Origin of the sequence: Aliidiomarina shirensis, assembly GCF_003987345.1 — a bacterium.
Taxonomy (GTDB): Bacteria; Pseudomonadota; Gammaproteobacteria; order Enterobacterales; family Alteromonadaceae; genus Aliidiomarina; species Aliidiomarina shirensis.
This window is the reverse complement of sequence record NZ_PIPP01000007.1, coordinates 1-24,302: the sequence shown is the minus strand read 5'-3', so window position 1 is coordinate 24,302 and position 24,302 is coordinate 1. Positions and strand designations below refer to the sequence as shown.

General features: G+C 45.8%; 40 protein-coding genes. 39 read left to right on the top strand and 1 reads right to left on the bottom strand.

Annotation, left to right across the window (positions count from 1 at the left end; translation table 11 throughout):
• Positions 1-113: 113 nt before the first annotated feature.
• The 6 genes from rpsF (at position 114) to alr (ending at position 4,153) form a co-directional block, all read left to right on the top strand.
• Positions 114-485: a 30S ribosomal protein S6 gene (gene rpsF, locus CWE13_RS11880; protein WP_126808900.1), complete on the top strand. Its 372-nt coding sequence runs from the start codon at positions 114-116 to the stop codon at positions 483-485.
• Positions 485-814: a primosomal replication protein N gene (priB, locus tag CWE13_RS11875; protein ID WP_126808898.1), complete on the top strand. Its 330-nt coding sequence runs from the start codon at positions 485-487 to the stop codon at positions 812-814. Before rpsF ends, priB begins: the two co-directional genes overlap by 1 nt.
• Before the next feature lie 12 nt (positions 815-826).
• Positions 827-1,054 (top strand): 30S ribosomal protein S18, encoded by a 228-nt coding sequence (gene rpsR, locus CWE13_RS11870; RefSeq protein WP_007419241.1) that lies wholly within the window; start codon positions 827-829, stop codon positions 1,052-1,054.
• Between the two features lie 14 nt (positions 1,055-1,068).
• On the top strand, positions 1,069-1,521 hold the full coding sequence (gene rplI / locus CWE13_RS11865) for a 50S ribosomal protein L9 (protein ID WP_126808897.1): 453 nt from the start codon (positions 1,069-1,071) through the stop codon (positions 1,519-1,521).
• A 107-nt stretch (positions 1,522-1,628) separates the two neighbouring features.
• Positions 1,629-3,026, top strand: coding sequence for a replicative DNA helicase (gene dnaB, locus CWE13_RS11860; protein ID WP_126808895.1), 1,398 nt, complete (start codon positions 1,629-1,631; stop codon positions 3,024-3,026).
• 32 nt (positions 3,027-3,058) lie between these two features.
• Positions 3,059-4,153 (top strand): alanine racemase, encoded by a 1,095-nt coding sequence (gene alr / locus CWE13_RS11855; protein ID WP_126808893.1) that lies wholly within the window; start codon positions 3,059-3,061, stop codon positions 4,151-4,153.
• Between the two features lie 72 nt (positions 4,154-4,225).
• Here the strand turns inward: alr and zur are convergent, their stop codons facing one another.
• The gene (gene zur / locus CWE13_RS11850; RefSeq protein WP_126808891.1) at positions 4,226-4,675 is read right to left on the bottom strand and encodes a zinc uptake transcriptional repressor Zur; all 450 of its coding nucleotides are present in this window, start codon (positions 4,673-4,675) and stop codon (positions 4,226-4,228) included.
• 212 nt (positions 4,676-4,887) lie between these two features.
• Here zur and dusA point away from each other — a divergent pair, with 212 nt between their 5' ends.
• The 33 genes from dusA (at position 4,888) to CWE13_RS11685 (ending at position 23,845) form a co-directional block, all read left to right on the top strand.
• A complete protein-coding gene (dusA, locus tag CWE13_RS11845) occupies positions 4,888-5,880 on the top strand; it encodes a tRNA dihydrouridine(20/20a) synthase DusA (protein ID WP_126808889.1) in 993 nt (330 codons plus the stop codon).
• 25 nt (positions 5,881-5,905) lie between these two features.
• Complete coding sequence (locus CWE13_RS11840; RefSeq protein WP_126808888.1) at positions 5,906-6,325, top strand: VOC family protein; 420 nt, start codon at positions 5,906-5,908, stop codon at positions 6,323-6,325.
• Between the two features lie 152 nt (positions 6,326-6,477).
• Positions 6,478-7,686, top strand: coding sequence for a dipeptidase (locus CWE13_RS11835; RefSeq protein ID WP_198677959.1), 1,209 nt, complete (start codon positions 6,478-6,480; stop codon positions 7,684-7,686).
• A gap of 420 nt (positions 7,687-8,106) precedes the next feature.
• Complete coding sequence (gene rpsJ, locus CWE13_RS11830) at positions 8,107-8,418, top strand: 30S ribosomal protein S10 (RefSeq protein ID WP_007419233.1); 312 nt, start codon at positions 8,107-8,109, stop codon at positions 8,416-8,418.
• A gap of 35 nt (positions 8,419-8,453) precedes the next feature.
• Entirely contained in the window at positions 8,454-9,092 is a 639-nt protein-coding gene (gene rplC / locus CWE13_RS11825) for a 50S ribosomal protein L3 (protein WP_007419232.1), read from the top strand.
• Between the two features lie 18 nt (positions 9,093-9,110).
• Positions 9,111-9,716 carry a 50S ribosomal protein L4 gene (gene rplD / locus CWE13_RS11820; RefSeq protein ID WP_126767642.1) on the top strand — a complete coding sequence of 202 codons (606 nt, stop codon included), beginning with the start codon at positions 9,111-9,113 and terminating at the stop codon, positions 9,714-9,716.
• Entirely contained in the window at positions 9,713-10,015 is a 303-nt protein-coding gene (gene rplW, locus CWE13_RS11815) for a 50S ribosomal protein L23 (protein ID WP_126767643.1), read from the top strand. The genes rplD and rplW overlap by 4 nt, the downstream gene beginning before the upstream one ends.
• Positions 10,016-10,032: 17 nt before the next feature.
• The gene (rplB, locus tag CWE13_RS11810) at positions 10,033-10,857 is read left to right on the top strand and encodes a 50S ribosomal protein L2 (protein ID WP_007419229.1); all 825 of its coding nucleotides are present in this window, start codon (positions 10,033-10,035) and stop codon (positions 10,855-10,857) included.
• Between the two features lie 18 nt (positions 10,858-10,875).
• On the top strand, positions 10,876-11,154 hold the full coding sequence (rpsS, locus tag CWE13_RS11805; protein WP_007419228.1) for a 30S ribosomal protein S19: 279 nt from the start codon (positions 10,876-10,878) through the stop codon (positions 11,152-11,154).
• Positions 11,155-11,166: 12 nt separating this feature from the next.
• The gene (rplV, locus tag CWE13_RS11800; protein WP_007419227.1) at positions 11,167-11,499 is read left to right on the top strand and encodes a 50S ribosomal protein L22; all 333 of its coding nucleotides are present in this window, start codon (positions 11,167-11,169) and stop codon (positions 11,497-11,499) included.
• A gap of 10 nt (positions 11,500-11,509) precedes the next feature.
• Positions 11,510-12,199, top strand: a complete 690-nt coding sequence (rpsC, locus tag CWE13_RS11795) for a 30S ribosomal protein S3 (RefSeq protein ID WP_007419226.1) — start codon at positions 11,510-11,512, stop codon at positions 12,197-12,199.
• 11 nt (positions 12,200-12,210) lie between these two features.
• Entirely contained in the window at positions 12,211-12,624 is a 414-nt protein-coding gene (rplP, locus tag CWE13_RS11790) for a 50S ribosomal protein L16 (RefSeq protein ID WP_007419225.1), read from the top strand.
• Entirely contained in the window at positions 12,624-12,815 is a 192-nt protein-coding gene (gene rpmC, locus CWE13_RS11785) for a 50S ribosomal protein L29 (protein ID WP_126808886.1), read from the top strand. The genes rplP and rpmC overlap by 1 nt, the downstream gene beginning before the upstream one ends.
• On the top strand, positions 12,815-13,078 hold the full coding sequence (rpsQ, locus tag CWE13_RS11780) for a 30S ribosomal protein S17 (RefSeq protein ID WP_126767650.1): 264 nt from the start codon (positions 12,815-12,817) through the stop codon (positions 13,076-13,078). Before rpmC ends, rpsQ begins: the two co-directional genes overlap by 1 nt.
• 143 nt (positions 13,079-13,221) lie before the next feature.
• A complete protein-coding gene (locus CWE13_RS11775; protein WP_126808884.1) occupies positions 13,222-14,496 on the top strand; it encodes a carbohydrate porin in 1,275 nt (424 codons plus the stop codon).
• Between the two features lie 194 nt (positions 14,497-14,690).
• Positions 14,691-15,059, top strand: a complete 369-nt coding sequence (gene rplN, locus CWE13_RS11770; protein ID WP_007419221.1) for a 50S ribosomal protein L14 — start codon at positions 14,691-14,693, stop codon at positions 15,057-15,059.
• 10 nt (positions 15,060-15,069) lie between these two features.
• Positions 15,070-15,384, top strand: a complete 315-nt coding sequence (gene rplX, locus CWE13_RS11765; RefSeq protein WP_126808882.1) for a 50S ribosomal protein L24 — start codon at positions 15,070-15,072, stop codon at positions 15,382-15,384.
• Between the two features lie 19 nt (positions 15,385-15,403).
• On the top strand, positions 15,404-15,943 hold the full coding sequence (rplE, locus tag CWE13_RS11760; RefSeq protein WP_007419219.1) for a 50S ribosomal protein L5: 540 nt from the start codon (positions 15,404-15,406) through the stop codon (positions 15,941-15,943).
• A gap of 11 nt (positions 15,944-15,954) precedes the next feature.
• Entirely contained in the window at positions 15,955-16,260 is a 306-nt protein-coding gene (gene rpsN, locus CWE13_RS11755) for a 30S ribosomal protein S14 (protein WP_007419218.1), read from the top strand.
• Positions 16,261-16,286: 26 nt separating this feature from the next.
• Entirely contained in the window at positions 16,287-16,679 is a 393-nt protein-coding gene (gene rpsH, locus CWE13_RS11750; protein WP_007419217.1) for a 30S ribosomal protein S8, read from the top strand.
• 13 nt (positions 16,680-16,692) lie between these two features.
• Positions 16,693-17,226 (top strand): 50S ribosomal protein L6, encoded by a 534-nt coding sequence (gene rplF / locus CWE13_RS11745; protein WP_126808880.1) that lies wholly within the window; start codon positions 16,693-16,695, stop codon positions 17,224-17,226.
• Positions 17,227-17,235: 9 nt separating this feature from the next.
• A complete protein-coding gene (rplR, locus tag CWE13_RS11740; protein WP_126767657.1) occupies positions 17,236-17,589 on the top strand; it encodes a 50S ribosomal protein L18 in 354 nt (117 codons plus the stop codon).
• 9 nt (positions 17,590-17,598) lie between these two features.
• Positions 17,599-18,099, top strand: coding sequence for a 30S ribosomal protein S5 (gene rpsE / locus CWE13_RS11735; RefSeq protein WP_126808879.1), 501 nt, complete (start codon positions 17,599-17,601; stop codon positions 18,097-18,099).
• Positions 18,100-18,105: 6 nt separating this feature from the next.
• The gene (rpmD, locus tag CWE13_RS11730; protein ID WP_007419213.1) at positions 18,106-18,288 is read left to right on the top strand and encodes a 50S ribosomal protein L30; all 183 of its coding nucleotides are present in this window, start codon (positions 18,106-18,108) and stop codon (positions 18,286-18,288) included.
• A gap of 3 nt (positions 18,289-18,291) precedes the next feature.
• Positions 18,292-18,726 (top strand): 50S ribosomal protein L15, encoded by a 435-nt coding sequence (gene rplO, locus CWE13_RS11725; RefSeq protein WP_126808878.1) that lies wholly within the window; start codon positions 18,292-18,294, stop codon positions 18,724-18,726.
• 7 nt (positions 18,727-18,733) lie between these two features.
• Complete coding sequence (gene secY, locus CWE13_RS11720; RefSeq protein ID WP_126808877.1) at positions 18,734-20,062, top strand: preprotein translocase subunit SecY; 1,329 nt, start codon at positions 18,734-18,736, stop codon at positions 20,060-20,062.
• Positions 20,063-20,086: 24 nt separating this feature from the next.
• Positions 20,087-20,200: a 50S ribosomal protein L36 gene (gene rpmJ, locus CWE13_RS11715; RefSeq protein ID WP_072155090.1), complete on the top strand. Its 114-nt coding sequence runs from the start codon at positions 20,087-20,089 to the stop codon at positions 20,198-20,200.
• 120 nt (positions 20,201-20,320) lie between these two features.
• Positions 20,321-20,677 (top strand): 30S ribosomal protein S13, encoded by a 357-nt coding sequence (gene rpsM, locus CWE13_RS11710; RefSeq protein WP_126808876.1) that lies wholly within the window; start codon positions 20,321-20,323, stop codon positions 20,675-20,677.
• 12 nt (positions 20,678-20,689) lie between these two features.
• Entirely contained in the window at positions 20,690-21,079 is a 390-nt protein-coding gene (gene rpsK / locus CWE13_RS11705; RefSeq protein WP_007419210.1) for a 30S ribosomal protein S11, read from the top strand.
• A 30-nt stretch (positions 21,080-21,109) separates the two neighbouring features.
• A complete protein-coding gene (gene rpsD / locus CWE13_RS11700) occupies positions 21,110-21,730 on the top strand; it encodes a 30S ribosomal protein S4 (RefSeq protein WP_007419209.1) in 621 nt (206 codons plus the stop codon).
• A gap of 25 nt (positions 21,731-21,755) precedes the next feature.
• Positions 21,756-22,745: a DNA-directed RNA polymerase subunit alpha gene (locus CWE13_RS11695; RefSeq protein WP_126808875.1), complete on the top strand. Its 990-nt coding sequence runs from the start codon at positions 21,756-21,758 to the stop codon at positions 22,743-22,745.
• A 39-nt stretch (positions 22,746-22,784) separates the two neighbouring features.
• Complete coding sequence (rplQ, locus tag CWE13_RS11690; RefSeq protein ID WP_126808874.1) at positions 22,785-23,186, top strand: 50S ribosomal protein L17; 402 nt, start codon at positions 22,785-22,787, stop codon at positions 23,184-23,186.
• 173 nt (positions 23,187-23,359) lie between these two features.
• Entirely contained in the window at positions 23,360-23,845 is a 486-nt protein-coding gene (locus CWE13_RS11685) for a YajQ family cyclic di-GMP-binding protein (protein ID WP_126808873.1), read from the top strand.
• Positions 23,846-24,302: the final 457 nt, after the last annotated feature.

Here is a 24,302-nt window from a genome sequence, read left to right as displayed (position 1 = left end):
CAATTCGCCGGCTTGAATCAGCCCAACTAACTATTTAAAGTTAATTTCAAGTTCCTTGCTTACATGTCAGCCGGGCTGAGCTGAACTTAGGCTTTAATCCATAAGGAGCAATTATGCGTCATTATGAAATCGTATTTATGGTTCATCCGGACCAGAGTGAACAGGTTCCAGGTATGGTTGAGCGTTACAGCGAAACTATTACTTCTAACGGCGGTTCTATCCACCGTGTAGAAGATTGGGGCCGTCGCCAACTAGCTTATCCAATCAACAAGCTGCACAAAGCTCACTACGTTCTTTTGAACGTTGAAGCTACGTCAGAAGTGATTGACGAGTTAGAAACTACTTTCCGCTACAACGATGCGGTTCTACGCAGCCTGGTTATGCGTAAAGACGAAGCGATCAACGAACCTTCACCTTTTGGCAAGCCAAAAGAGCGTGAAGAACGTCGTGAATCGCGAGCTGAAGAGACCGAATCTGCTGAGTGATGTCGGCTACAACAGCTCAAGGCTCTGCCATTAACCAGTTAATTATTCGCGGTAGCATTGTAAAGCCGCCTCGAATGAAACGCAGCCCAGCCGGAGTTCCTCATCTCCTTCTCGCATTAGAACATCGTTCTTTGCAGCAAGAAGCAGATTTAACACGACAGTGTTATGTAAGAATTCAGGTAGTGGTTAGCGGTGATTGGGCAGAATCTTGGTCAACGAAACTTTCTCTGGGTAGTGAAATTGAAGTATCGGGTTTTATTCAGCGTCATGAAAACGCAAATGGAATTCCACGCTTAGTACTTCACGCTCAGAACATAAAACAGGTTTAACAGGAGAACACCATGGCTCGTTTTTTCCGTCGTCGTAAGTTCTGCCGCTTTAAGGCAGAAGGCGTAAAAGAAATCGATTACAAAGATATCGCTACGCTGAAAAATTATATTACTGAAACTGGTAAGATCGTTCCAAGCCGTATTACCGGTACTTCAGCAAAGTATCAGCGTCAGCTGGCTCGTGCAATTAAGCGTGCCCGTTACCTGAGCTTGCTGCCATACACTGATGGCCACAAGTAAAGGAGACTTGAACGATGAATGTTATCTTACTAGATAAAGTTGCAAATTTGGGCAGCCTGGGTGACCAGGTAAACGTGAAATCTGGCTACGCTCGGAACTTCTTGTTCCCTAAAGGCAAAGCCGTTCCAGCGAACAAAGTAAATATCGAAATGTTCGAACAGCGCCGTGCAGAATTAGAAGCTAAACTAGCTTCAGATCTGAAAGCTGCTGAAGAACGTGCAGAAGCTATCAATGCACTAGACGCTATCGTTATTACCTCTAAAGCAGGTGATGAAGGTAAATTGTTTGGTTCAATTGGTACTCGCGATATCGCTGATGCAGTTACTGCTGCTGGCGCTGCTGTTCAAAAGAGCGAGATTTTAATGCCACATGGCACTATTCGTGAAGTTGGCGAATTTGAAATCGAACTGCAGTTACATGCAGACGTACTTGCAGCAATTACCTTAAAGGTAGAAGCTGGCGAGTAAGGGATTACAATCTCTTTAAATGAAAAGCAGCACCTTAGGTGCTGCTTTTTTTTTATGGTCTGTGTATCATCAAAGATTCTTACCACCAATCGTGCTGATGGAATACTGTGGCAACTAATAATAAAAAATCATCTGATGCAAAGCTCGACGCGCTAAAAACACCTCCGCATTCTATTGAAGCGGAGCAATCGGTTCTTGGCGGCCTAATGCTGGATAATGAGGCATGGGACAATGTTTCCGAGCGAGTCATTCAAGACGATTTCTATTTGCTTTCACATCGCTTCATTTTTGGCGCCATGGCGCGCTTAAGTGAAGAAGGGAAGCCGGTTGATTTTGTAACACTTTCCGAGCGTTTAGAGCAGAATAATGAGCTAGAACGTGCGGGGGGAGCTGCTTACCTTCTCGAGATTCAAAAAAACACACCTAGCTCGGCAAACATATTGGCGTACGCTGATATCGTGCGCGAACGCGCTTTAGTTCGCGAAATGATTGGTGTTGCGAATCAAATTGCTGAAGCCGGGTTTGATCCGCAAGGGCGCGATAGCCGTGAACTATTAGATTTCGCTGAACAACACGTATTCCAAATTGCTGAAAAACGCAGCAGCAGCGATGAGGGGCCCCAAGGTTTAATTGGCATCTTGGATAAAACCCTAGATCGCATTGAGTATTTAAGTAAACAAGCGAACTTCAGCGGTGTTACTGGCGTTTCTACGGGGTTTCATGATCTGGACAAGAAAACTGCAGGCTTGCAGCCTTCCGATTTAATTATCGTAGCTGCGCGCCCCTCGATGGGTAAAACGACGTTTGCCATGAACTTGGTTGAGCATGCGATGATGCATGAAGAGAAGCCGGTTGTGGTATTTAGCCTCGAGATGCCGGCCGAACAAATTATGATGCGGATGCTCGCCTCATTGAGCCGTGTCGATCAAACGAAAGTAAGAACCGGCCAGCTTGATGATAAAGATTGGGATCGCATTACCTCGACGATGATTGTGCTGAAAGAGCGGGCGAAATTGTTTGTTGATGATAGCTCAGGCCTTACGCCGACAGAGGTTCGATCTCGTGCTCGACGCATCGCCCGAGAGCACGGCGGTATTAGTATGATCATGGTCGATTATTTGCAATTGATGACAGTACCCGGGCTATCGGAAAATAGAACATTAGAAATTGCAGAAATTTCGCGTTCATTAAAAGCGCTTGCAAAAGAATTGAAATGCCCTGTGGTTGCGCTTTCGCAATTGAATCGATCACTTGAACAACGCTCGGATAAGCGCCCGGTGAACTCAGATCTACGTGAATCCGGCTCCATTGAGCAAGATGCCGATTTGATTATGTTTATTTACCGCGACGAGGTTTATCACCCAGATTCGAACGACCAAGGCTTGGGCGAAATCATTATTGGTAAGCAGCGAAACGGGCCCATTGGCCGTTTGAAACTTATGTTCCACGGCCAGTATTCACGTTTTGATAATTACAGTGGCGAGCAGTTAGATGATGATTATTAATGCGCTGTTTCAGCATCTCCGGAAGTGCGTAAATGGCTGATGCAATGCGCCCGGCGTGGGCCGCTATCAATTTGCAAGCGCTGCAGCATAATACGCATGTTATCCGTAAACTTGCTGGTGAGCGCCGCATTCTTGGAATACTAAAGGCGAATGCTTATGGCCATGGCCTTACCCGTATAGCGCAAGCACTAGCCGATATAGATGCTATTGGTGTAGCGCGTGTAGATGAGGCGCTGCAACTTCGAAATGCGGGTATTACTCGGCCGATTGTTTTGTTGGAAGGTTTTTTTGCGGCTGAACAAATTCCCGTATTGGCAGCTAGTAGTATTCAACCGGTAATTCATAACATGCATCAATTGGAACAGCTCGCTGCTGCTGAGCACGTTTCAGATGCCATGCGTGTGTGGTTAAAGATCGATACAGGTATGCACAGATTGGGCATTGAACCCTCGCAAGTAAGCACTTGCTATCAGAGGCTACTCGATATACCTCATGTAAATGGCGCGCCTGTTTTAATGAGCCATTTGGCCTGTGCTGATGAACCTGATCATGAGCAAAACCGCAAGCAATTAACTAGATTTTCTGAGGCGATAAGCCCCTATCAAGGTTCAGTAACTTCGATGGCGAATAGTGCCGCATTGTTCGCTGGAATTGGAAAAGAATATGATTGGGTACGTCCCGGTTTAGCGCTATATGGGGTAAGCCCATTTAGCGAAACTATTGGCCGCGATTACGGATTAGAAGCCGTAATGAACTTACAGGCTAGCGTGATATCGGTGCGTAAAATAAAAGCGGGTGAGCCTGTAGGATATGGCGCTGCTTGGGCACCTGCAACAGATACTCATATTGGTATTGTGGCCATTGGGTACGGTGATGGTTACCCACGGCATGCACCTGAAGGCACACCAGTGTGGATTGGCGGCCGCTGCTACCCGATGGTTGGGCGCGTTGCTATGGATATGATTACAGTTGATTTAGGTGCAGATTTGCGCGTTGCTTTAGGAGATACCGCCCAACTTTGGGGCCGGGATCTGCCCGTTGAAAAAGTAGCGGAAGCGGTAGGCACTATTCCCTATGAATTATTGTGTAATGTTGCCCGTAGGGTACAGCTTGATTATCTAGATTAGTTTTTACGCTCGATTAATGCGAAAAGCTCCGGATAAATTACCTATCCGGAGCTTTCTTGTATGGTATTTAGATTATTGGCTGTGCTGGCAATTGCTGCAAACACCAAGTGCCTCAACAGTTTGCTGCTGCACGGTAAATCCTTGTTTTTCGGCTTGCTCAACGAAGGCCTGATGCACACCGGAAGAATGAATTTCCTGCACGTTGCCACAATGAGTGCAGATTAGCATTTGCACGGGATGCTGTTTTTCAAAGTGAGAACATAAAACATAACTGTTCGACGAAGAAACCTTGTGCACGAAACCTTGGCTTTGCAAAAACTCGAGTGCCCGGTAGATTGTGGGGGGCTTCGCATTAGGTACTTCGGCTTTTAATAAATCCAGCAAATCGTATGCGCCAACTGCACCTTCTTGCTCAGTTAATATTGCGAATACTTCGCGCCGGGTGGGGGTCATCCGCACACCTCTGCGTTGACACATTATTTCTGCTCGTTTCAGTAATTGTTCCGTTGCTTGTTTGTGCATTGCGTTACCTATCGATTGCGTCCCGATATCTAAATATTAACAATAAAATATCGCTGTTTCGGAGTAAATGAGCCGAAGTGGAAAACTGTTTATGAGTAGAGCATACGTTTTCTTCCTCAAACAAGGAAGAGCAAGCCGCTTATTGCTGGAACCTTACTGTAGTTTTCGCGTGATTTAACGTAAAATACAAGCCTAATTTTTAGGAGTACATCATGATATCTGTTGCCCCAATGCTGGATTGGACCGATCGGCATTGTCGATTTTTCCACCGGCAAATTTCTCAACAAGCGTTGTTGTATACCGAAATGGTTACAACCGGCGCGATTATTCATGGGAAACAGGATTTCTTGGCGTATAACGAAGCTGAGCATCCGGTGGCATTGCAGCTTGGTGGTAGTAGCCCTAAAGATTTAGCCGCGTGTGCAAAGTTGGCTGCGGAGCGGGGATATGATGAAGTTAACTTGAATGTTGGTTGCCCTTCAGATCGCGTGCAAAACGGTAGTTTTGGCGCTTGCTTGATGGCTGAACCGCAGCTGGTGGCTGATTGTATCAAAGCTATGCAAGACGCGGCGCCAAATATACCCGTTACCGTGAAAACCCGATTAGGTATTGATGAATTCGATAGCTACGAATTCCTGCAAGCACTGATAGAGCCTTTAATTGCGATTGATTGCCCACGCGTTATTTTGCACGCTCGTAAAGCTTGGTTAAATGGATTAAGCCCGAAAGAGAATCGGGAAGTACCGCCGTTAAACTATGAGCGGGTTTATCAGGTAAAGCGCGATTATCCCGCACTTCAGGTGCATTTAAATGGTGGTGTGAACTCTTTAGATGAGGCGAAAGCGCACTTAAAGCTCGTTGATGGGGTAATGCTTGGCCGCGCAGCGTATTCAAACCCATGGTTATTAGCCGAAGTGGATGCCATGCTAGGAGCTGCTGAAACGTTGCCGGAGAAAGAGCACGTTATCGCGCAAATGATTGCATACATTGAGCAACACATTGATGCCGGTGGGCGTTTCTGGCACGTTGCTAGGCACATGCTGGGTCTTTACCAAAATTGTCCAGGGGCGAGACAATGGCGCAGGACGCTCAGTGAGCTTGGGCCTAGAGCAAATGATTGCTCACCGTTACTGGCCGCTAAAGAAATTATTGATGCGGAGCGTTTACGCGCGGCAGAGCGAGAGCTATTAATACAGAATAGCTAAATACTAGATTAAAGAAGGATGACTAATGAAATATCTACATACGATGGTGCGTGTAAGTGATTTGGATGCTTCGTTACGGTTTTACTGCGAAGGTTTGGGGTTACATGAAGTTCGCCGTAAAGAAGTTCCGAAAGGTAGGTTTACCCTGATATTCTTAGCGGCGCCCGATAGCCCTGAGGCAGAGCTTGAGCTCACTTATAATTGGGACCCGGAAACCTATTCTGGCGGTAGAAACTTCGGCCACTTAGCTTTCCGTGTCGATGATATTTATCAGCTATGCGCACATTTACAGGATATGGGAATCGTTATTAATCGACCTCCGCGCGATGGTCATATGGCGTTTGTCCGTTCTCCCGATGACATCTCAGTTGAATTACTACAAAAAGGCGATGCTCTAGAACCGTGTGAGCCTTGGGCGTCAATGGAAAATACTGGAAGTTGGTAAGTTAATTCCATGAGCTGTAACGGCAAGCAACGGGTTTTAGGTGAAGAGCAGGGCAAATCAGCTGAAACCGTACCAACGAACTAGCACCCAAAAAGCTTCTTTGATATTGTCAAAGACATACTCGAATAATAATTACAGGCGGATTAGGTATCATGAAGAAAGTAACGCGCTTTTCGCTCACTGCATTAACTGTAGCCATGGTTGGCCTCGGTTTAAGTGCACAGGCCACTGAAGTAACAGCAAGCGAACGGGCTATTCGTATAGCTCAAGAATCTATGATTATTGATACTCACATTGATGTGCCTTATCGGCTAATCAATGATTGGGAAGATGTAAGTAAAGCTACAGAACGTGGTGATTTTGATTATGAGCGTGCAGTTTCCGGCGGTCTAAATGCCCCGTTCATGGCTATCTATATTCCTTCTAGTTACGAAGATAATGGTGCCTATACACTGGCAAATCATTTGATCGACTTTATGGAAGCTCTGGTTTACCGAGCGCCAGAGCAGTTTGCTATTCCGCATTCAGCTGATGATCTGTTTGCGCATAAAGAAGCTGGTTTGATGTCGTTAGCAATGGGTATGGAAAACGGTGCTCCGATCGAAGGTGAGATCGAAAATTTGCATCACTTCTTTGAACGCGGTGTGCGCTACATTACGTTAGCGCATTCGGAAGATAATCATATTTCTGATTCTTCTTATGATATTCGCGGAACCTGGGGTGGTTTGAGTCCATTCGGAAAAGAGCTTGTAGTCGAGATGAACCGCATTGGAATGATGGTGGATGTATCCCATATTTCTGATAAAGCATTTTATGATGTAATGGAAATCACTAAAGTTCCTGTAATCGCAACACATTCTTCGGCGCGTAAGTTTACGCCAGGTTGGCAGCGGAACATGAATGACGACATGATTAAAGCGCTGGCTGAAAACGGTGGCGTTATTCAAGTAACGTTTGGCTCAACTTTTGTAACTACGCGGGCGAACCAGCATCGCGCGAGAATTCAGCGATTAGCGCGTGAAATTAACGAACGTTTGGGCGAAGGTACTGCGCGAGCTCAAGCTGAGATTACTAAAATGCGAGAAGAGAATCCTTTTCCGTATGCTACGCTAACGGACGTTCTCGATCACATTGATCATATCGTTGACCTTGTTGGAATAGAGCATGTGGGCATCGGCTCTGATTACGACGGCGTGGGAGATACTCTGCCAGTTGGTTTGAAAGATGTTCGAACGTTCCCGAATTTGATTCAAGGGTTGCTTGATCGGAACTATTCGGAAGAAGATATTGATAAAATTCTTTTCGGGAATACGATTCGTGTCTGGCGCGCCGCTGAAGCTTTTGCTGCCGAAGCAAATTAATCGTATTACGGAAACGTTTCTCTATAACTTTTGTTAAGGCGCCTTTGTCGATTCTGCTCAACTGGTCATGTAACCAATGAGATGTTCGCAAAGGCGTTTTATTATTCTTGTTTAATTTAGAATTTATCCCTGCCAGTGATTATTAATCGTTCACGCTAGTTGACTCTACTCGATAAACCCGTATAATCCTGCACACGTCTTTTTAGGCGTAGCACGAAGTTAGTGCGATTAAGTATCGTAAATAGCACGGTTTGTTCTTTTTATAGAGAACCTTTCGGGTTATTAAAGGTACTTCAACAGCGGTCCCGATAGGGGATCGAATGGTGGTTAAAATCACTTCCTCTTTCAACCCAAGGGTTGTTCAAGAGGCGAGTTTTTTTATGCTCTTTTTTAAATGCTCTTTATATGAGGCTTTGATTTATGTCTGGTCAAAGAATTCGAATTCGCTTAAAAGCTTTCGATCACCGATTGATCGATCAGTCTACAGCGGAAATCGTAGATACAGCGAAACGTACCGGTGCACAGGTTCGTGGTCCAATTCCACTACCTACGCGCAAAGAACGTTTCACCGTGCTTATTTCTCCGCACGTGAATAAAGACGCCCGTGATCAGTACGAGATCCGCACCCACAAGCGTCTTATCGATATTATCGAGCCAACAGAAAAAACTGTTGATGCTTTGATGCGTTTGGACTTGGCTGCTGGTGTTGACGTACAAATCAGCCTGGGCTAAGTGAGAAACAAGATTCTAGATAAGAGGTTTTAACAATGGCTATTGGTCTAGTCGGTCGGAAAGTAGGAATGACTCGCATCTTTCAAGAAGATGGCGCTTCAGTTCCTGTGACTGTGATCGAAGTTTTGGCAAACCGTGTTACTCAAGTGAAAACTTTAGACACAGATGGTTACCAAGCACTTCAAGTGACTACTGGCAGCAAGAAAACCAACCGTGTAACCAAGCCTATGGCTGGTCACTTCGCTAAAGCTGGCGTAGAAGCCGGTCGCGGTGTTTGGGAATTCCGTCTGAATGAAAATGAAGGCGCTGAATTCGGGGTTGGATCTGAGCTGACTGTAGATATCTTCGCGGACACAAAACTCGTTGACGTCACAGGCACGTCAAAAGGTAAAGGTTTCGCTGGTACCGTAAAACGCTGGAATTTCAGCATGCAAGACGCGACGCATGGTAACTCGTTGTCGCATCGTGCTCCAGGTTCTATCGGTCAAAACCAGTCACCTGGTAAAGTATTTAAAGGCAAGAAAATGGCCGGCCAAATGGGTAACAAACAGATTACTGTTCAGTCCCTTGAAGTCGTCCGTGTTGACGCTGAGCGCAACTTGATTCTGGTTAAAGGTGCTGTCCCTGGAGCTTCCGGTGGCAACGTAATCGTTAAGCCTGCGGTCAAAGCGTAACGTCTGAGGAGATTAGTGATGGAATTAGCATTAAAAGACGCGAAAGGCGCTCTTGAAGTTTCCGAAGCTACCTTTGGACGTGAATACAATGAAGCTTTGGTGCATCAGGTAGTAGTTGCCTATGCAGCAGGCGCACGTCAAGGTAGTAAAGCTCAGAAAACACGTTCAGAAGTTTCTGGTGGTGGCAAAAAGCCATGGCGCCAGAAGGGTACTGGCCGTGCTCGTGCGGGTACGATTCGTAGCCCAATCTGGCGTTCTGGTGGTGTAACTTTCGCAGCGAAGCCGCAGAGCCATGAGCAAAAAGTAAACAAGAAGATGTACCGTGGAGCTCTTAAGAGCATCCTATCTGAGCTAGTTCGCCAAGATCGTTTGATCGTGGTTGAAAGCTTCGGTATTGATTCGCCAAAAACCAAGCAGTTGGTTGCTAAGTTGAAAGACATGGAACTGAACGACGTTCTTATCATCACCAAAGATCTTGATGAGAATTTGTTCCTAGCTTCACGCAACCTGCACAAAGTTGATGTTCGTGACGTTCAGGGTATCGACCCGGTCAGTTTGATCGCGTTTGATAAAGTTCTGTTCACAGCGGACGCAGTTAAGCAGCTTGAGGAGACATTATTATGATGCGCGAAGAACGTTTGCTGAAAGTAATTCTGGCACCTCACGTTTCTGAGAAAGCAACTATGGCAGCTGAAAACCAAAACACAGTGGTTTTCAAAGTAGCTACAGACGCAACTAAATCAGAAATTAAAGCTGCAGTTGAGAAACTGTTCGAAGTCGAAGTAACCGGCGTACGTACTCTTAACGTGAAGGGTAAAACTAAGCGTTTCGGTATGCGCACAGGTAAACGGAGCGATTGGAAAAAAGCTTACGTGTCCTTGGGTGAAGGTGCTGACATCGATTTCGTCGGCGGCGCTGAGTAAACAGGAGGATTATCAAGATGGCTGTTGTTAAATGTAAGCCTACGTCCCCAGGTCGTCGTCACGTCGTAAAAGTCGTTGGCCAAGACCTGTACAAAGGCAAGCCTTATGCCCCATTGCTGGAGAAAAACAGCAAAAATGGTGGCCGTAACAATAATGGCCGGATTACCGTTCGTCACATTGGTGGTGGTCATAAGCATCACTATCGTTTGGTTGATTTCAAACGCACCAAAGACGGTATTCCAGCAACTGTAGAGCGTATTGAATACGATCCTAACCGGTCGGCAAATATTGCTCTAGTTTTGTATGCAGATGGTGAACGTCGTTACATTTTGGCCCCTAAAGGCCTAACTGCTGGTGATAAAGTAGCGTCAGGTTCTGATGCTCCAATTAAGCCAGGTAACACCTTACCGTTACGCAACATTCCAGTAGGTTCTGTGATTCACGCAATCGAAATGAAGCCTGGTAAAGGCGCTCAGCTGGCTCGTTCAGCAGGTGCTTCTGTTCAGCTTCTAGCGCGTGATGGCATGTACGTAACTGTGCGTCTTCGCTCAGGTGAAGTACGTAAGATACTTGCAGAATGTCGCGCAACCATCGGCGAAGTTGGTAACGCTGAACACATGCTTAAGCAGCTCGGTAAAGCCGGTGCTACTCGGTGGCGTGGTGTTCGTCCAACAGTTCGTGGTGTTGCAATGAACCCGGTTGATCACCCACATGGTGGTGGTGAAGGCCGGACTTCAGGAGGCCGTCATCCGGTTACTCCATGGGGTGTTCCTACGAAAGGTTACAAAACTCGTAAGAATAAGCGTACTAGCAAGTACATCGTGCGTCGTCGCACTAAGTAATAGGCAAGGGGTTTTAAAATGCCACGTTCTCTTAAAAAAGGTCCATTTATTGACCTTCACCTACTCAAGAAGGTGGAGAAAGCGATGGAAAGCGGGGAAAAGAAACCAATTAAAACTTGGTCCCGTCGTTCAATGATCATTCCAGATATGATTGGTTTGACCATCGCTGTTCATAACGGTCGTCAGCATGTTCCAGTATTCGTTTCAGAAGAAATGATCGGGCACAAGCTTGGCGAATTCGCTCCAACTCGCACTTATCGCGGCCATGCTGCAGATAAGAAAACGAAAAAACGGTAAGAGGTGAATACAATGGAAGCTATTGCTAAACATAAATTTGCCCGCCTTTCTCCACAGAAAGGTCGTCTGGTTGCTGACCAGATTCGTGGCGAGTCTGTTGCAAAAGCGCTTGAAACTCTGGCTTATAGTCCGAAGAAAGCAGCTACGTTGATCAAGAAAGTTCTTGAATCAGCAATTGCAAATGCAGAGCACAACGAAGGTGCCGATATTGATGAGTTGAAAGTTTCAGCCATCATGATCGACGAAGGTCCAACGATGAAGCGAATCAAGCCGCGGGCCAAAGGCCGTGCGGATCGTATCTTGAAGCGCACCAGCCACATTACTGTGGTTGTTTCGGATAGCTAGGAGATAAGTTATGGGTCAGAAAGTACATCCTAATGGTATTCGCCTAGGTATCACCAAGCCATATAATGCTACCTGGTTCGCGGAGTCCAAGGATTTCGCTGACAACCTACACAGTGATCACAAGGTACGTTTGTTCCTTAAAGAGAAACTGAAAGGTGCGTCAGTATCACGTATCGTTATCGAGCGCCCAGCCAAAAGCGTTCGTGTGACTATTCACACAGCTCGTCCAGGCGTGGTGATCGGTAAGAAAGGCGAAGATGTTGAGAAGCTGCGTCAAGAAATTGCTAAGCTGACAGGTGTTCCTGCTCAGATTAACATTTCTGAAGTGCGTAAGCCTGAGCTTGATGCTCAGCTAGTTGCTGAAAACATCGCAGGTCAGCTGGAGCGTCGTGTAATGTTCCGTCGCGCTATGAAGCGCGCAGTTCAAAACGCAATGCGCCTAGGTGCCAAAGGTATCAAAGTAGAAGTTAGCGGCCGTCTTGGTGGTGCAGAAATCGCACGTACTGAGTGGTATCGTGAAGGCCGTGTGCCATTGCACACATTACGTGCCGATATCGATTATGCTACTGCAGAAGCAGCAACTACTTACGGTATCATTGGCGTGAAGGTTTGGGTTTTCAAAGGTGAAGTACTGGGCGGTATGCCAGTAGTAGCTGAAGAAAAGCCGGCGGCTAACAAGCGCGGCAAAGGTCGTAAGTAAGGAGAAGCATCATGTTACAACCTAAGCGTACGAAATTCCGTAAGGTACATACAGGCCGTAACCGCGGCCTAGCGCAATCGGGTAACAAAGTTAGCTTCGGTACTTATGGCCTTAAGGCTACTGAACGTGGTCGTATGACTGCGCGTCAGATCGAAGCTGCCCGTCGTGCGATGACACGTCATGTTAAACGTCAAGGTAAAATCTGGATTCGCGTTTTCCCTGATAAGCCAATTACTAAGAAGCCTCTAGAAGTGCGGATGGGTAAAGGTAAGGGTAACGTAGAATACTGGGTTGCTCTGGTTCAGCCAGGTCGCGTTTTATACGAGATTGATGGTGTATCAGAAGAGCTGGCACGGGAGGCATTCAAATTAGCGGCTGCCAAACTGCCATTCAAAACAACCTTTGTTATTCGGACGGTGATGTGATGAAAGCAAGCGAACTGAAAGCAAAAAGCGTTGAAGAGCTGAATCAGGAGCTGTTGAGCTTGTTACGTGAACAATTTAATTTGCGTATGCAAGCGGCTACTGGCCAAATGAATCAGACTCACCTGTTGAGACAAGTGCGTAAAGATATCGCACGTGTGAAAACAGTGCTTAATGAGAAGGCAGATGCGTAATGAGTGAAGCAAATACTATCCGTACTTTGCAAGGCCGCGTGATTAGCGACAAAATGGACAAGTCTATTGTTGTAGCTATTGAACGTAAGGTTAAGCATCCGTTATACGGTAAGTACATCAAGCGGACTACTAAAGTTCATGCTCACGATGAAGAGAACACCAGCAAAGAAGGTGATTTAGTATCAATTCGGGAAACTCGCCCGGTATCGAAAACTAAATCATGGGCTTTGGTTGAAGTTCTTGAACGTAGCTCAGAAATTTAATCCGTAGGCGGAAACGCCCTCAAAAACGGCCCTTCGGGGCCGTTTTTTTTTTGCTATTTTACGATGCTTTTTGCTCTATCGCCAATGTGTTACTATAGTTATATATCTGAAACTCAAAGATTTCTTTCGCTATAGGGGTATATATGAATTCAAAACAATCATTGAGCGTACTTTCGGTTGCACTTTTAGGCTTCGCAAATATAGGCACTGCAAACGCCCAAGAAAGTGAGAACCAAGATAAGTCGTTAGAAGAAAGAATTGAAGCTCTTGAGGAGGAAATTCGAGTTGTTCGGCGCGAGAATGAAGCGTTAACGGAAGTGGCCGAAGAAGATGCAGAAAGCTCCGATGCTAGCGAAGATGGGATAACATTAGGTGGTGCAGTTCGATTTCAATATGTAATTGCCGATTATGATAGTGCGCAGCGAAGCCGCGGCGGAGACCTCGATTTTGATATATTCCGTCTTGATTTTAACGGGAAAATGGGTGATGTGATTCTATCAGCCCAGTATCGGTGGTTTGAATATATGGATGCGTTACGTCATGCATACTTCGGATATAACTTTACCGATGAGTGGCAGGGGCAAGTTGGTGTAGTGATCCAGCCGTTTGGCGTGATGCCTTATAACTCACAAAGCTACTTCTTTAGTACAAACTTCTATGTTGGCATGGAAGATAATCCTGGCTCAGGGCTTCGTTTCTTGAAACGCACAGATACTTGGGATCTTGATTTTGCTTTCATTTTGAATGATGAGCTAGGTGGTGTTACTGGTTCCGTGCGAAGTTCTGCAGATCGCTACAACTATGATGTTGTTGGGATTCGTTTACCTGGCGAAGGTATCTATGATGAACCTGTATCACTAGCAGGTGAGAATAATACGCTCATGACGCGCATCGCGCACAAGTGGGATTTGGGCAACGATCGTCTTATCGAAGTTGGTTTTTCCGGACAACTGGGGAAATTTAACGATGGTGTAAGTAATGTGGGTGAGCGTCAGAATATCGGCATTCACGCGTTATACAATACGGGACCGTGGCAATTTCAGGCACAGTACAGTACCTATGATTACGATTTTGATATCGAAAACATAGGTGTAGTGGTAGGCGCATACGCATACTTCGATACGATGCCGACAAAAGCAGATCTTTATACTGCAAATGTGGCCTATAGTATGCCAGTTGAAATCGGGCCAATTAGTAACCTTACGTTCTATAATAATTTAAGTGTTATGACCAACAAACGTGGTTTGGATGATGATACGGTAATGAACGTGTTGGGTATGGCAGTAACTGCCGGTGGTGTGTATACCTATGTAGATCTAGTGACTGCGCAAAACCAGCCGTTTATTGGCGGCTCTACCGGTACTGATGGCGGTAGCACTAACACGCGTTTTAATATAAACTTCGGTTATTATTTCTAAAGAAAATTGTAGGCTGCTGAGTGCTTCGATTCGAGCAGCCTACGCCCTCGCTTTTATCTAAATTCCCCTATCATTTATAAATTCTATCTGTTACAATTTCGCGCCCTTTTAATATGGGGTCTTCTTTCTTATGTTTGAAAGAAGTTATTTGGACTCGGGAGAGTCTGGTTTACTAACTCAAGCGGAGCACTGAGATGATCCAGATGCAAACTATGCTGGACGTGGCCGACAACTCCGGCGCACGCAGCGTACAATGTATTAAGGTTCTAGGTGGTTCGCACCGCCGTTACGCAAACATCGGCGACATCATCAAAGTGTCAGTGAAGGAAGCAATTCCTCGTGGCAAGGTGAAGAAAGGCGATGTTTACAACGCGGTGGTGGTTCGCACCCGGAAAGGCGTCCGTCGGCAAGACGGCTCTGTTATCCGTTTTGACCGCAATGCAGCTGTGATTTTGAACAACAACTCACAGCCAATTGGCACCCGTATCTTTGGACCAGTGACTCGTGAATTGCGCGGTGAGCAATTTATGAAAATTATTTCACTGGCGCCAGAAGTACTATAAGGAGTCTACAATGGCGGCAAAAATCAGACGTGATGACGAAGTGGTTGTGTTAGCAGGTAAAGACAAAGGTAAGCGCGGTAAAGTGCTCTCTGTCCTGACTGACAATAATCGTGTAGTTGTAGAAGGCGTTAACGTAATTAAGAAACATCAAAAGCCTAATCCGGCTTTGAATGAACCAGGTGGCATTATTGAAAAAGAAGCCTCTATTCATGTTTCTAACGTAGCTATCTTCAACTCTGCGACTGGCACAGCAGATCGAGTTGGTTTCAGATTTGAAGACGGCAAGAAAGTACGTGTCTTTAAATCAAATAATGAAATCATCTAATTGAAATTTGGAGAATACGATGGCGAAACTGCATGATTTTTACAAAGAGACTGTAGTTCCTGAACTGATGAAACAGTTCAGCTACACCAGTGTCATGCAAGTCCCTCGGATTGAAAAAATCACACTCAATATGGGTGTTGGTGAAGCATTAACTGACAAAAAGATTCTCGACAACGCGGTAGCTGACTTGGAAGCGATTTCTGGTCAAAAAGTTATCCGTACTAATGCTCGAAAATCTGTTGCAGGCTTCAAGATCCGTGAAGGCTTCCCGATTGGTTGCAAAGTAACTTTACGCGGTGAGCACATGTGGGACTTCCTGCAGAGACTGATCTCTATTGCGATTCCTCGGATTCGCGACTTTCGTGGTTTAAACCCGAAGTCTTTTGACGGTCGTGGGAACTACAGCATGGGCGTTCGTGAACAAATCATTTTCCCTGAAATTGACTATGACAAAGTTGATCGGGTACGTGGCTTGGATATCACGATCACTACCAGTGCAAAGAGCGATGATGAAGCTCGCGCGCTGTTGTCTGCCTTTAACTTCCCGTTTAAAAAGTAAGGTGTAGAGTTATGGCAAAAGTTTCTATGAAAATGCGCGAACTCAAGCGTCAGCAGCTTGCTGCTAAATTCGCTGAGAAACGCCGCGCACTTAAAGCTACTATTAGCAATCCAGCGTCCAGTGATGAACAGCGCTGGGAAGCAGTTCTGGAATTGCAGAAGCTTCCTCGTGATTCCAGTCGTTCACGTCAGCGTAACCGCTGTCGAGTGACTGGTCGTCCACATGGTGTGCTGCGTAAGTTTGGCATGAGCCGTATTAAGGTTCGTGAAAAAGCTATGCGCGGTGAAATTCCTGGCTTGAAAAAAGCTAGCTGGTAAGCCACCAATCACGGGAGAAAGCAAAAATGAGCATGCAAGATCCAATTGCGGATATGTTTACTCGCATTCGCAACGCTCAGTCTGCGAATAAAGTTGCTGTGGTAATGCCGGGTTCTAAGCAGAAACAAGCGATAGCTAAAGTTCTGCAAGACGAAGGTTACATCAGCGGGTTTAAAACAGAATCTGGCGTTAAACCAGAACTGGAAATCACCTTGAAATATTTCGAAGGCAAGCCTGTCATCGAATCTATTCAACGCGTGAGCCGTCCAGGTCTGCGGATTTATAAGAAGCGTAACGAACTGCCTAAAGTAATGGGCGGACTCGGAATCGCAGTTGTTTCCACGTCGAAAGGCCTGATGACCGACCGAGCTGCACGTAGTGCTGGTCTTGGTGGCGAAATCATCGGGTACGTAGCGTAACGGAGGGTAGGATATGTCACGCGTTGCTAAGGCACCAGTTGCAATCCCTGCCGGCGTTGATGTTGCATTAAACGGCCAGGAAGTAACAATTAAGGGTACTCAAGGAACATTAGTTCGCACTTTTAATGACGCAGTAGAAATTACTACTGAAGATCAAGAATTGCGTACAGTTCCTCGTGAAGGTATGGCGAATGCAATTGCACAAGCCGGTACCGCACGTGCCCTGTTAAATAATATGGTAGTCGGGGTTACCCAAGGCTTCGTACGTAAATTAACACTTGTTGGTGTTGGTTATCGTGCACAAGCTCAAGGTAGCAAACTGAATCTAAGCCTAGGCTTCTCACACCCAGTAGTGTTCGATGTTCCAGCAGGTATCTCTGTTGAAACTCCAACTCAAACTGAGGTTGTAGTGAAGGGCGCTGATAAGCAACTGGTAGGTCAGGTTGCTGCTAATATTCGTGCGTATCGGAAACCAGAACCTTACAAAGGTAAAGGTGTACGTTACAGCGACGAGCAAGTGCGCCGTAAAGAAGCCAAGAAAAAATAGGGTAATACGATGGACAAGAAAGCAGCTCGCTTACGTCGTGCTACTCGCGCACGTAAGAAAATTCAAGAGTTGGGTGGAACCCGTCTGGTGGTCCACCGTACCCCGCGGCACATCTATGCTCAACTGATCGCAACCGGCGGCGCGCAAGTGCTTGCTACAGCTTCTACAGCTGAAGGTTCGATTCGTGAGCAGGTGAAAAACACGGGTAACGTGGAAGCCGCTAAATTCGTCGGTAAATTGATTGCTGAACGTGGTAAAGAAAAGGGTGTTGAAACCGTTTCTTTCGATCGTAGCGGCTTCAAATACCATGGTCGTGTTGCTGCACTGGCAGATGCTGCTCGTGAAGCAGGACTGCAGTTCTAGGAGACGAAAATGGCAAATCATGAAGCTCAAAACGGTGAAATGATGGAAAAGCTCATCACAGTAAACCGCGTCTCTAAAGTTGTTAAAGGTGGTCGTATCTTTAGCTTCACGGCGCTAACTGTGGTAGGTGATGGCCAGGGTAAAATCGGTTTTGGTTACGGTAAAGCACGTGAAGTGCCTGCTGCTATCCAGAAAGCGATGGAAAAAGCACGTCGTAACATGGTAACTGTAGAGTTAACCCATGGTACGTTGCAGCACCCTGTTAAAGGTCGTCACTCTGGCTCGAATGTATATATGCAACCTGCCTCTGAAGGTACTGGTATCATTGCCGGTGGTGCAATGCGTGCAGTATTGGAAGTTGCTGGCGTACATAACGTTCTGTCAAAAGCTTACGGTTCAACCAACCCAATCAACGTAGTTCGTGCAACAATTAAAGCTCTTGAGTCTATGAACTCACCTGAGCAAATTGCAGCTAAGCGCGGTCTATCTGTTGCTGAAATTGCGGGGTAGTGAACAATGGCTAAGAAGACTATTAAAGTAACTCAAACTAAAAGTGCAATCGGTCGCTTACCAAAGCATCGTGCAACACTAGTAGGTTTGGGTCTGCGCCGGATTAACCACACTGTAGAATTGGAAGATACACCTTCAGTTCGTGGCATGGTTAACCGGGTTAACTACATGGTTAAGGTAGAGGAGTAAGACATGTTTTTGAATTCTCTCTCTCCTGCTCCTGGTGCAAAGACTGACAAGAAGCGTCGCGGACGTGGTATTGGTTCAGGTCTTGGCAAAACAGGTGGTCGTGGTCATAAAGGTCAGAAATCTCGTTCAGGCGGAAGCGTCAGACCAGGTTTCGAAGGTGGTCAGATGCCACTTCAACGTCGTCTTCCAAAGTTTGGTTTTACTTCGCGTAAAGCTATGCAAACTGCAGAAGTTACGTTGAGTGAGCTAGCTAAACTAGCTGGTGACACCGCGACTGTAGACACGTTGAAAGAAGCAGGTTTGATCAAGAAGAACATTTTGTTCGTGAAAGTGATCAAATCTGGCGAAATCAATCGTGCCATTACTGTACAGGGCATTAAAGTTACTAAAGGCGCGCTCGAGTTAATCGAAGCCGCTGGCGGCAAAGTCGAAGGATAATTGACCCATGGCTAGACCAGGATTGGAAAAAAACAGTGCGAAAGGCGGACTGTCAGAACTTAAAGCTCGTTTGCTATTCGTTCTCGGTGCGATCATTGTGTTTCGTGCCGCGTCTTTTGTGCCGATTCCTGGGATAGATGCAAGCGTATTAGCTCAGTTATTCGAGCAGCAACAAGGCACCATTGTTTCCATGTTTAACATGTTTAGCGGTGGTGCTTTGGAGCGAGCTTCGATTCTTGCGTTAGGTATTATGCCTTACATCACCTCTTCGATTATTATGCAATTGCTATCTGTGATTCATCCAAAGTTAGCAGAGCTTAAGAAAGAAGGTGAAGCAGGGCGACGTAAGATCAGCCAATACACGCGTTGGGGTACTCTAGTACTAGCAACCATGCAATCTATTGGGATTGCAACGGGCCTACCGAACCTGATACCAGGATTGGTAGAAAACCCAGGGTTTGCATTCTATTTCACGGCAGTTGTGAGCTTGGTTACGGGAACAATGTTCCTAATGTGGCTAGGTGAACAAATTACTGAACGTGGAATCGGTAATGGTATCTCAATAATCATCTTCGCCGGGATTGTTGCAGGCTTGCCTTCAGCGGTCGGTCAAACAGCAGAACAAGCACGTCAAGGTAACTTGCCAATGCTACTTCTGTTGTTAATCGCGGTCATTGTTTTTGCTGTTACTTATTTTGTTGTATTTGTAGAGCGCGGACAACGTAGGATTGTGGTAAACTATGCCAAACGCCAACAAGGGCGTAAGGTATTTGCTGCACAGAGTTCGCATTTGCCATTGAAAGTTAATATGGCAGGTGTAATTCCACCTATTTTCGCGTCGAGCATCATTTTGTTCCCAGGTACTATTGCTACTTGGTTTGGACAAGGTGAAGGCGGTGTTGCAGAAGTATTGCAAAACGTTGCGTTGACCCTTTCACCAGGGCAACCTTTGTATGTTATGCTATATGCAACAGCGATTATCTTCTTCTGTTTCTTCTATACCGCGTTGGTTTTTAATCCGCGCGATACAGCAGATAACTTGAAGAAGTCTGGTGCGTTCATTCCGGGTATTCGTCCGGGCGAACAAACCTCTCGCTACATCGACAAGGTAATGACACGGCTGACTTTAGCTGGTGCTCTGTATATAACATTTATCTGTTTGGTTCCTGAATTCATGATGATCGCTTGGAACGTTCAGTTCTATTTCGGCGGTACATCATTATTGATTATCGTCATCGTGATCATGGATTTCATGGCTCAGGTACAGACTCATTTGATGTCTCATCAATATGAATCTGTACTTAAAAAGGCGAACCTTAAAGGCTACGGCCGATAAGGCCGTTGGTTACGGAGATTAGCAATGAAAGTACGTGCTTCCGTTAAGAAGATCTGCCGCAACTGCAAGGTCATCAAGCGCCACGGAGTAGTCCGGGTGATTTGTACTGACCCTAAGCATAAGCAGCGGCAGGGTTAAAAAGATTCGCAGTCCGGGATGTTCCCGGACTGTGGTATTTGCTATTTGCAAATAATATACCGGTTGAGTATCCTAACGGGCTTTTCAACTGGTGCCCATTAAACTATAGGAGATATGTTAGTGGCCCGTATAGCTGGCATTAACGTCCCTGACAATAAACATGCTGTAATTGCATTAACATCGATCTACGGTGTTGGCCTTACTCGCTCTCAAGCGATTTTGGCTGCCTGTGGTGTCGCTGAAGATACAAAACTCGGCTCATTGTCAGAGGAACAAATCGACGTAATTCGTGAGCAAGTTGCCAAATACACTGTAGAAGGTGATTTGCGTCGTGAAGTATCAATGAACATTAAGCGTTTGATGGACCTCGGTTGTTACCGTGGACTTCGCCATCGTCGCAGCTTACCTCTACGTGGACAGCGCACTAAAACTAATGCGCGTACCCGTAAAGGTCCGCGTAAACCGATCAAGAAGTAAGGAGACAGGCTAATGGCTAAAACACCTACTCGCGCTCGGAAACGCGTTAAAAAGCAAGTGACCGATGGGATGGCGCACATTCATGCGTCTTTCAACAACACGATCGTGACAATCACCGATCGCCAGGGTAACGCATTATCTTGGGCCACTGCAGGTGGTTCAGGTTTTCGTGGCTCACGTAAATCCACTCCGTTCGCAGCTCAGGTAGCGGCAGAACGTGCTGGTGAAATGGCGAAGGAATATGGGTTGAAAAATCTGGAAGTGTTCGTGAAAGGACCTGGTCCAGGTCGTGAATCTTCGATTCGCGCTCTGAATGCGGTCGGTTACAAAATCACAAACATTACCGATGTGACACCGATTCCTCACAACGGTTGTCGTCCGCCTAAAAAACGTCGCGTTTAATTGGCGTGAAACGATAGTTGGAGAAAGAACATGGCTAGATATTTGGGTCCAAAACTCAAACTGAGTCGTCGCGAAGGAACAGACCTCTTTTTAAAGAGCGGTGTTCGTGCGATTGATTCAAAATGTAAGCTGGAGAACGCACCAGGTCAACACGGCGCTCGTCGCGGTCGTTTATCTGATTACGGTCTACAGCTGCGTGAAAAGCAAAAAGTTCGCCGTATTTTCGGCATTCTTGAAAAGCAATTCCGCAACTATTACAAAGAAGCTGCGCGGTTAAAAGGCAACACCGGTGAAAACTTATTACAGTTGCTTGAGGCTCGCCTTGACAACGTAGTTTACCGGATGGGCTTTGCGTCAACTCGTGCTGAAGCGCGTCAGTTGGTAAGTCATAAAGCGATTGTTGTTAACGGTCGTGTTGTGAACATCCCATCATTTCAGGTTAAACCTGAAGACGTGGTCAGCATTCGTGAAAAAGCTAAAAAGCAAGCACGTATCGGTGCTGCACTAGAGCTTGCAGAACAGCGCGAAAAACCGTTATGGGTAGAAGTAGATGCCAAAGAATTACAAGGCACCTTCAAGCGTCTCCCAGAACGGACTGATCTGTCTGCAGAAATTAACGAACAGTTGATCGTAGAGCTTTACTCTAAGTAAGGCCTCAGCATAAAGAGAGGACACAATGCAGGGTTCTGTAACCGAATTTCTGAAACCGCGGCTCGTTGATATCGAGCAAATCAGCACCAATCGCACCAAGGTCACACTTGAGCCATTGGAGCGTGGATTTGGTCATACGCTGGGTAATGCACTGCGTCGTATCCTTCTGTCTTCAATGCCGGGTTGTGCGGTAACTGAAGCAGAGATTGATGGCGTGCAGCATGAATACAGCACGAAAGAAGGTGTGCAGGAAGATATCATTGAAATCCTGCTTAACTTGAAAGGTCTGGCTGTCAAACTGAACGGCAAAGACGAAGCTACATTAACTTTAAGCAAGTCGGGTGCAGGCCCGGTAGTTGCAGGAGATATCACCACTGATGGTGATGTTGAAATATGCAATCCAGACCACCTAATCTGTACTTTGACTGGCGACATTGATTTTTCAATGCGCATTAAAGTTGAACGTGGTCGTGGTTACGTCCCTGCAAATGTTCGTCAGCAGAGCGAAGATGAAGATCGTGTGATTGGACGTCTTTTGGTAGACGCTTCTTTCAGTCCAGTTGAACGTATCGCTTATACAGTAGATGCGGCGCGTGTAGAACAACGCACTGACTTGGACAAACTGGTTATCGACATGGAAACCAATGGTACCATCGATCCAGAAGAAGCAATTCGTCGCGCAGCAACTATTCTAGCTGAACAGTTAGAAGCGTTTGTTGAGTTACGCGATGTAAGCGAGCCAGAAGAGAAAGAAGAGAAACCGGAATTTGATCCGATTCTTCTGCGTCCAGTGGATGATCTTGAGCTGACTGTCCGTTCTGCGAATTGTTTGAAAGCAGAAGCGATTCAGTATATTGGCGATCTCGTTCAGCGTACTGAGGTTGAGTTATTGAAAACTCCTAACCTCGGTAAAAAATCACTGACCGAAATTAAAGACGTTCTCGCATCACGTGGCTTGTCTCTGGGTATGCGCCTAGAAAATTGGCCTCCAGCAAGCTTGATGGATAACGACTAAGGTCGCCTGAGTAGAAGATTTACTGAGAAGGGTATTGGTATGCGCCATCGTAAGAGTGGTCGTCAACTTAACCGTAACAGCAGCCATCGTCAGGCTATGTTCCGTAACATGGCTAGTTCATTGGTTCGTCACGAAGTGATCAAAACCACTGTACCAAAAGCGAAAGAGCTGCGCCGGGTAATCGAACCTTTGATTACTTTGGCAAAACAGGATAGCGTTGCAAATCGCCGTTTAGCGTTTGCACGCACTCGTGATAAAGAAGTTGTTGGTAAGCTATTTAACGAGCTTGGTCCACGTTTCTCTGAGCGTCCAGGTGGATACACCCGGATTCTGAAATGTGGTTTCCGTGCTGGTGATAACGCACCAATGGCATTCATCGAGTTGATTGATCGACCTGTAAATGCAGAAGAAACAGTTGAAGAATTTGCTACTGAAGAATAAGTAGTTAACCTTCAATTATTAGAAACGGGACCTTAGGGTCCCGTTTTTATTTGTGTATTCGAATAGGTTAGTCGGTGCTTAAGGTATTTGTGTTGTGATAATATTTCTTAACCGAGGAGAACATGAAAGTTTTATGATGTTCTTCAACTTCGTGACAAATAGGATGATAAATCATGCCCAGTTTTGACATCGTTTCTGAAATTGACAAAGTTGAGTTACGTAATACCGTAGATAATGCAAACCGAGAGCTCACAACACGGTTTGACTTTCGCGGTGTAGACGCGTCGATTGAATTAAAAGAGCTTACTGTAACACTGAAGTCGGAGTCAGATTTTCAGGCTCGGCAATTACTGGATATCCTGAGAAATCAGTGCACCAAGCGCGGTATATCCATGGCCGGTGCTGATATTTCAGATACTCCCATACATAGCGGAAAGACATTTAGTTTTCTAGTAACGTTTAAGCAAGGCATTGATCAACCCCTTGCGAAAGAGATCATAAAGTTATTAAAAGAGAGCAAGATCAAGGTGCAATCTTCAATCCAGGGCGAAAAAGTGCGAGTTACTGGTAAGAAAAGAGATGATCTACAAGAAGCCATAGCGTTATTAAAGAAATCTGATATCGAACTACCGTTACAATTTGAGAATTTTAGGGATTAACACGCGTATTTGTTGCTGAGCTGGATTAAGTTTTGCGTGAATGCTTGTGATTTCGTTATTAATTACAGTAACTCTTCGATACCAATTACGTTGAAATATCCCTATTTTTGGTTGAATTTACGACGATCAGTTTAAAAAGTGTTCGTTCGAGCAATTAATTGGAAAAAGATCTTGATCGCGTCTCGGGGATCTCTATAATGCGCCTCCGTTGACAGGGAAACCTGATAACAAGAAGAGTAAGATAAACACTGGCCGCAAGGCAGATCGAAAAAGATCAAATGGTGCTTGACTTCTTCACTGGGTCGCGTAAAATTCGCTTCCCTGCTACGCGCTCCACTGAGCCGAGCAAACGTTCTTTAACAATATATCAAGCCAAGTAATCTGTGTGGGCACTTGCGCAAGAAAAGCATCAACCAAACGCCATTTCGGTGGCAGGTATGAAAGTTTACTTTTATAC

Coding starts and splice junctions, on each gene's coding strand:
- rpsF (WP_126808900.1), top strand. CDS start 114: ATGCGTCATTATGAAATCGTATTTATGGTTCATCCGGACCAGAGTGAA.
- priB (WP_126808898.1), top strand. CDS start 485: ATGTCGGCTACAACAGCTCAAGGCTCTGCCATTAACCAGTTAATTATT.
- rpsR (WP_007419241.1), top strand. CDS start 827: ATGGCTCGTTTTTTCCGTCGTCGTAAGTTCTGCCGCTTTAAGGCAGAA.
- rplI (WP_126808897.1), top strand. CDS start 1,069: ATGAATGTTATCTTACTAGATAAAGTTGCAAATTTGGGCAGCCTGGGT.
- alr (WP_126808893.1), top strand. CDS start 3,059: ATGGCTGATGCAATGCGCCCGGCGTGGGCCGCTATCAATTTGCAAGCG.
- zur (WP_126808891.1), bottom strand. CDS start 4,675: ATGCACAAACAAGCAACGGAACAATTACTGAAACGAGCAGAAATAATG.
- dusA (WP_126808889.1), top strand. CDS start 4,888: ATGATATCTGTTGCCCCAATGCTGGATTGGACCGATCGGCATTGTCGA.
- CWE13_RS11840 (WP_126808888.1), top strand. CDS start 5,906: ATGAAATATCTACATACGATGGTGCGTGTAAGTGATTTGGATGCTTCG.
- CWE13_RS11835 (WP_198677959.1), top strand. CDS start 6,478: ATGAAGAAAGTAACGCGCTTTTCGCTCACTGCATTAACTGTAGCCATG.
- rpsJ (WP_007419233.1), top strand. CDS start 8,107: ATGTCTGGTCAAAGAATTCGAATTCGCTTAAAAGCTTTCGATCACCGA.
- rplC (WP_007419232.1), top strand. CDS start 8,454: ATGGCTATTGGTCTAGTCGGTCGGAAAGTAGGAATGACTCGCATCTTT.
- rplD (WP_126767642.1), top strand. CDS start 9,111: ATGGAATTAGCATTAAAAGACGCGAAAGGCGCTCTTGAAGTTTCCGAA.
- rplW (WP_126767643.1), top strand. CDS start 9,713: ATGATGCGCGAAGAACGTTTGCTGAAAGTAATTCTGGCACCTCACGTT.
- rplB (WP_007419229.1), top strand. CDS start 10,033: ATGGCTGTTGTTAAATGTAAGCCTACGTCCCCAGGTCGTCGTCACGTC.
- rpsS (WP_007419228.1), top strand. CDS start 10,876: ATGCCACGTTCTCTTAAAAAAGGTCCATTTATTGACCTTCACCTACTC.
- rplV (WP_007419227.1), top strand. CDS start 11,167: ATGGAAGCTATTGCTAAACATAAATTTGCCCGCCTTTCTCCACAGAAA.
- rpsC (WP_007419226.1), top strand. CDS start 11,510: ATGGGTCAGAAAGTACATCCTAATGGTATTCGCCTAGGTATCACCAAG.
- rplP (WP_007419225.1), top strand. CDS start 12,211: ATGTTACAACCTAAGCGTACGAAATTCCGTAAGGTACATACAGGCCGT.
- rpmC (WP_126808886.1), top strand. CDS start 12,624: ATGAAAGCAAGCGAACTGAAAGCAAAAAGCGTTGAAGAGCTGAATCAG.
- rpsQ (WP_126767650.1), top strand. CDS start 12,815: ATGAGTGAAGCAAATACTATCCGTACTTTGCAAGGCCGCGTGATTAGC.
- CWE13_RS11775 (WP_126808884.1), top strand. CDS start 13,222: ATGAATTCAAAACAATCATTGAGCGTACTTTCGGTTGCACTTTTAGGC.
- rplN (WP_007419221.1), top strand. CDS start 14,691: ATGATCCAGATGCAAACTATGCTGGACGTGGCCGACAACTCCGGCGCA.
- rplX (WP_126808882.1), top strand. CDS start 15,070: ATGGCGGCAAAAATCAGACGTGATGACGAAGTGGTTGTGTTAGCAGGT.
- rplE (WP_007419219.1), top strand. CDS start 15,404: ATGGCGAAACTGCATGATTTTTACAAAGAGACTGTAGTTCCTGAACTG.
- rpsN (WP_007419218.1), top strand. CDS start 15,955: ATGGCAAAAGTTTCTATGAAAATGCGCGAACTCAAGCGTCAGCAGCTT.
- rpsH (WP_007419217.1), top strand. CDS start 16,287: ATGAGCATGCAAGATCCAATTGCGGATATGTTTACTCGCATTCGCAAC.
- rplF (WP_126808880.1), top strand. CDS start 16,693: ATGTCACGCGTTGCTAAGGCACCAGTTGCAATCCCTGCCGGCGTTGAT.
- rplR (WP_126767657.1), top strand. CDS start 17,236: ATGGACAAGAAAGCAGCTCGCTTACGTCGTGCTACTCGCGCACGTAAG.
- rpsE (WP_126808879.1), top strand. CDS start 17,599: ATGGCAAATCATGAAGCTCAAAACGGTGAAATGATGGAAAAGCTCATC.
- rpmD (WP_007419213.1), top strand. CDS start 18,106: ATGGCTAAGAAGACTATTAAAGTAACTCAAACTAAAAGTGCAATCGGT.
- rplO (WP_126808878.1), top strand. CDS start 18,292: ATGTTTTTGAATTCTCTCTCTCCTGCTCCTGGTGCAAAGACTGACAAG.
- secY (WP_126808877.1), top strand. CDS start 18,734: ATGGCTAGACCAGGATTGGAAAAAAACAGTGCGAAAGGCGGACTGTCA.
- rpmJ (WP_072155090.1), top strand. CDS start 20,087: ATGAAAGTACGTGCTTCCGTTAAGAAGATCTGCCGCAACTGCAAGGTC.
- rpsK (WP_007419210.1), top strand. CDS start 20,690: ATGGCTAAAACACCTACTCGCGCTCGGAAACGCGTTAAAAAGCAAGTG.
- rpsD (WP_007419209.1), top strand. CDS start 21,110: ATGGCTAGATATTTGGGTCCAAAACTCAAACTGAGTCGTCGCGAAGGA.
- CWE13_RS11695 (WP_126808875.1), top strand. CDS start 21,756: ATGCAGGGTTCTGTAACCGAATTTCTGAAACCGCGGCTCGTTGATATC.
- rplQ (WP_126808874.1), top strand. CDS start 22,785: ATGCGCCATCGTAAGAGTGGTCGTCAACTTAACCGTAACAGCAGCCAT.
- CWE13_RS11685 (WP_126808873.1), top strand. CDS start 23,360: ATGCCCAGTTTTGACATCGTTTCTGAAATTGACAAAGTTGAGTTACGT.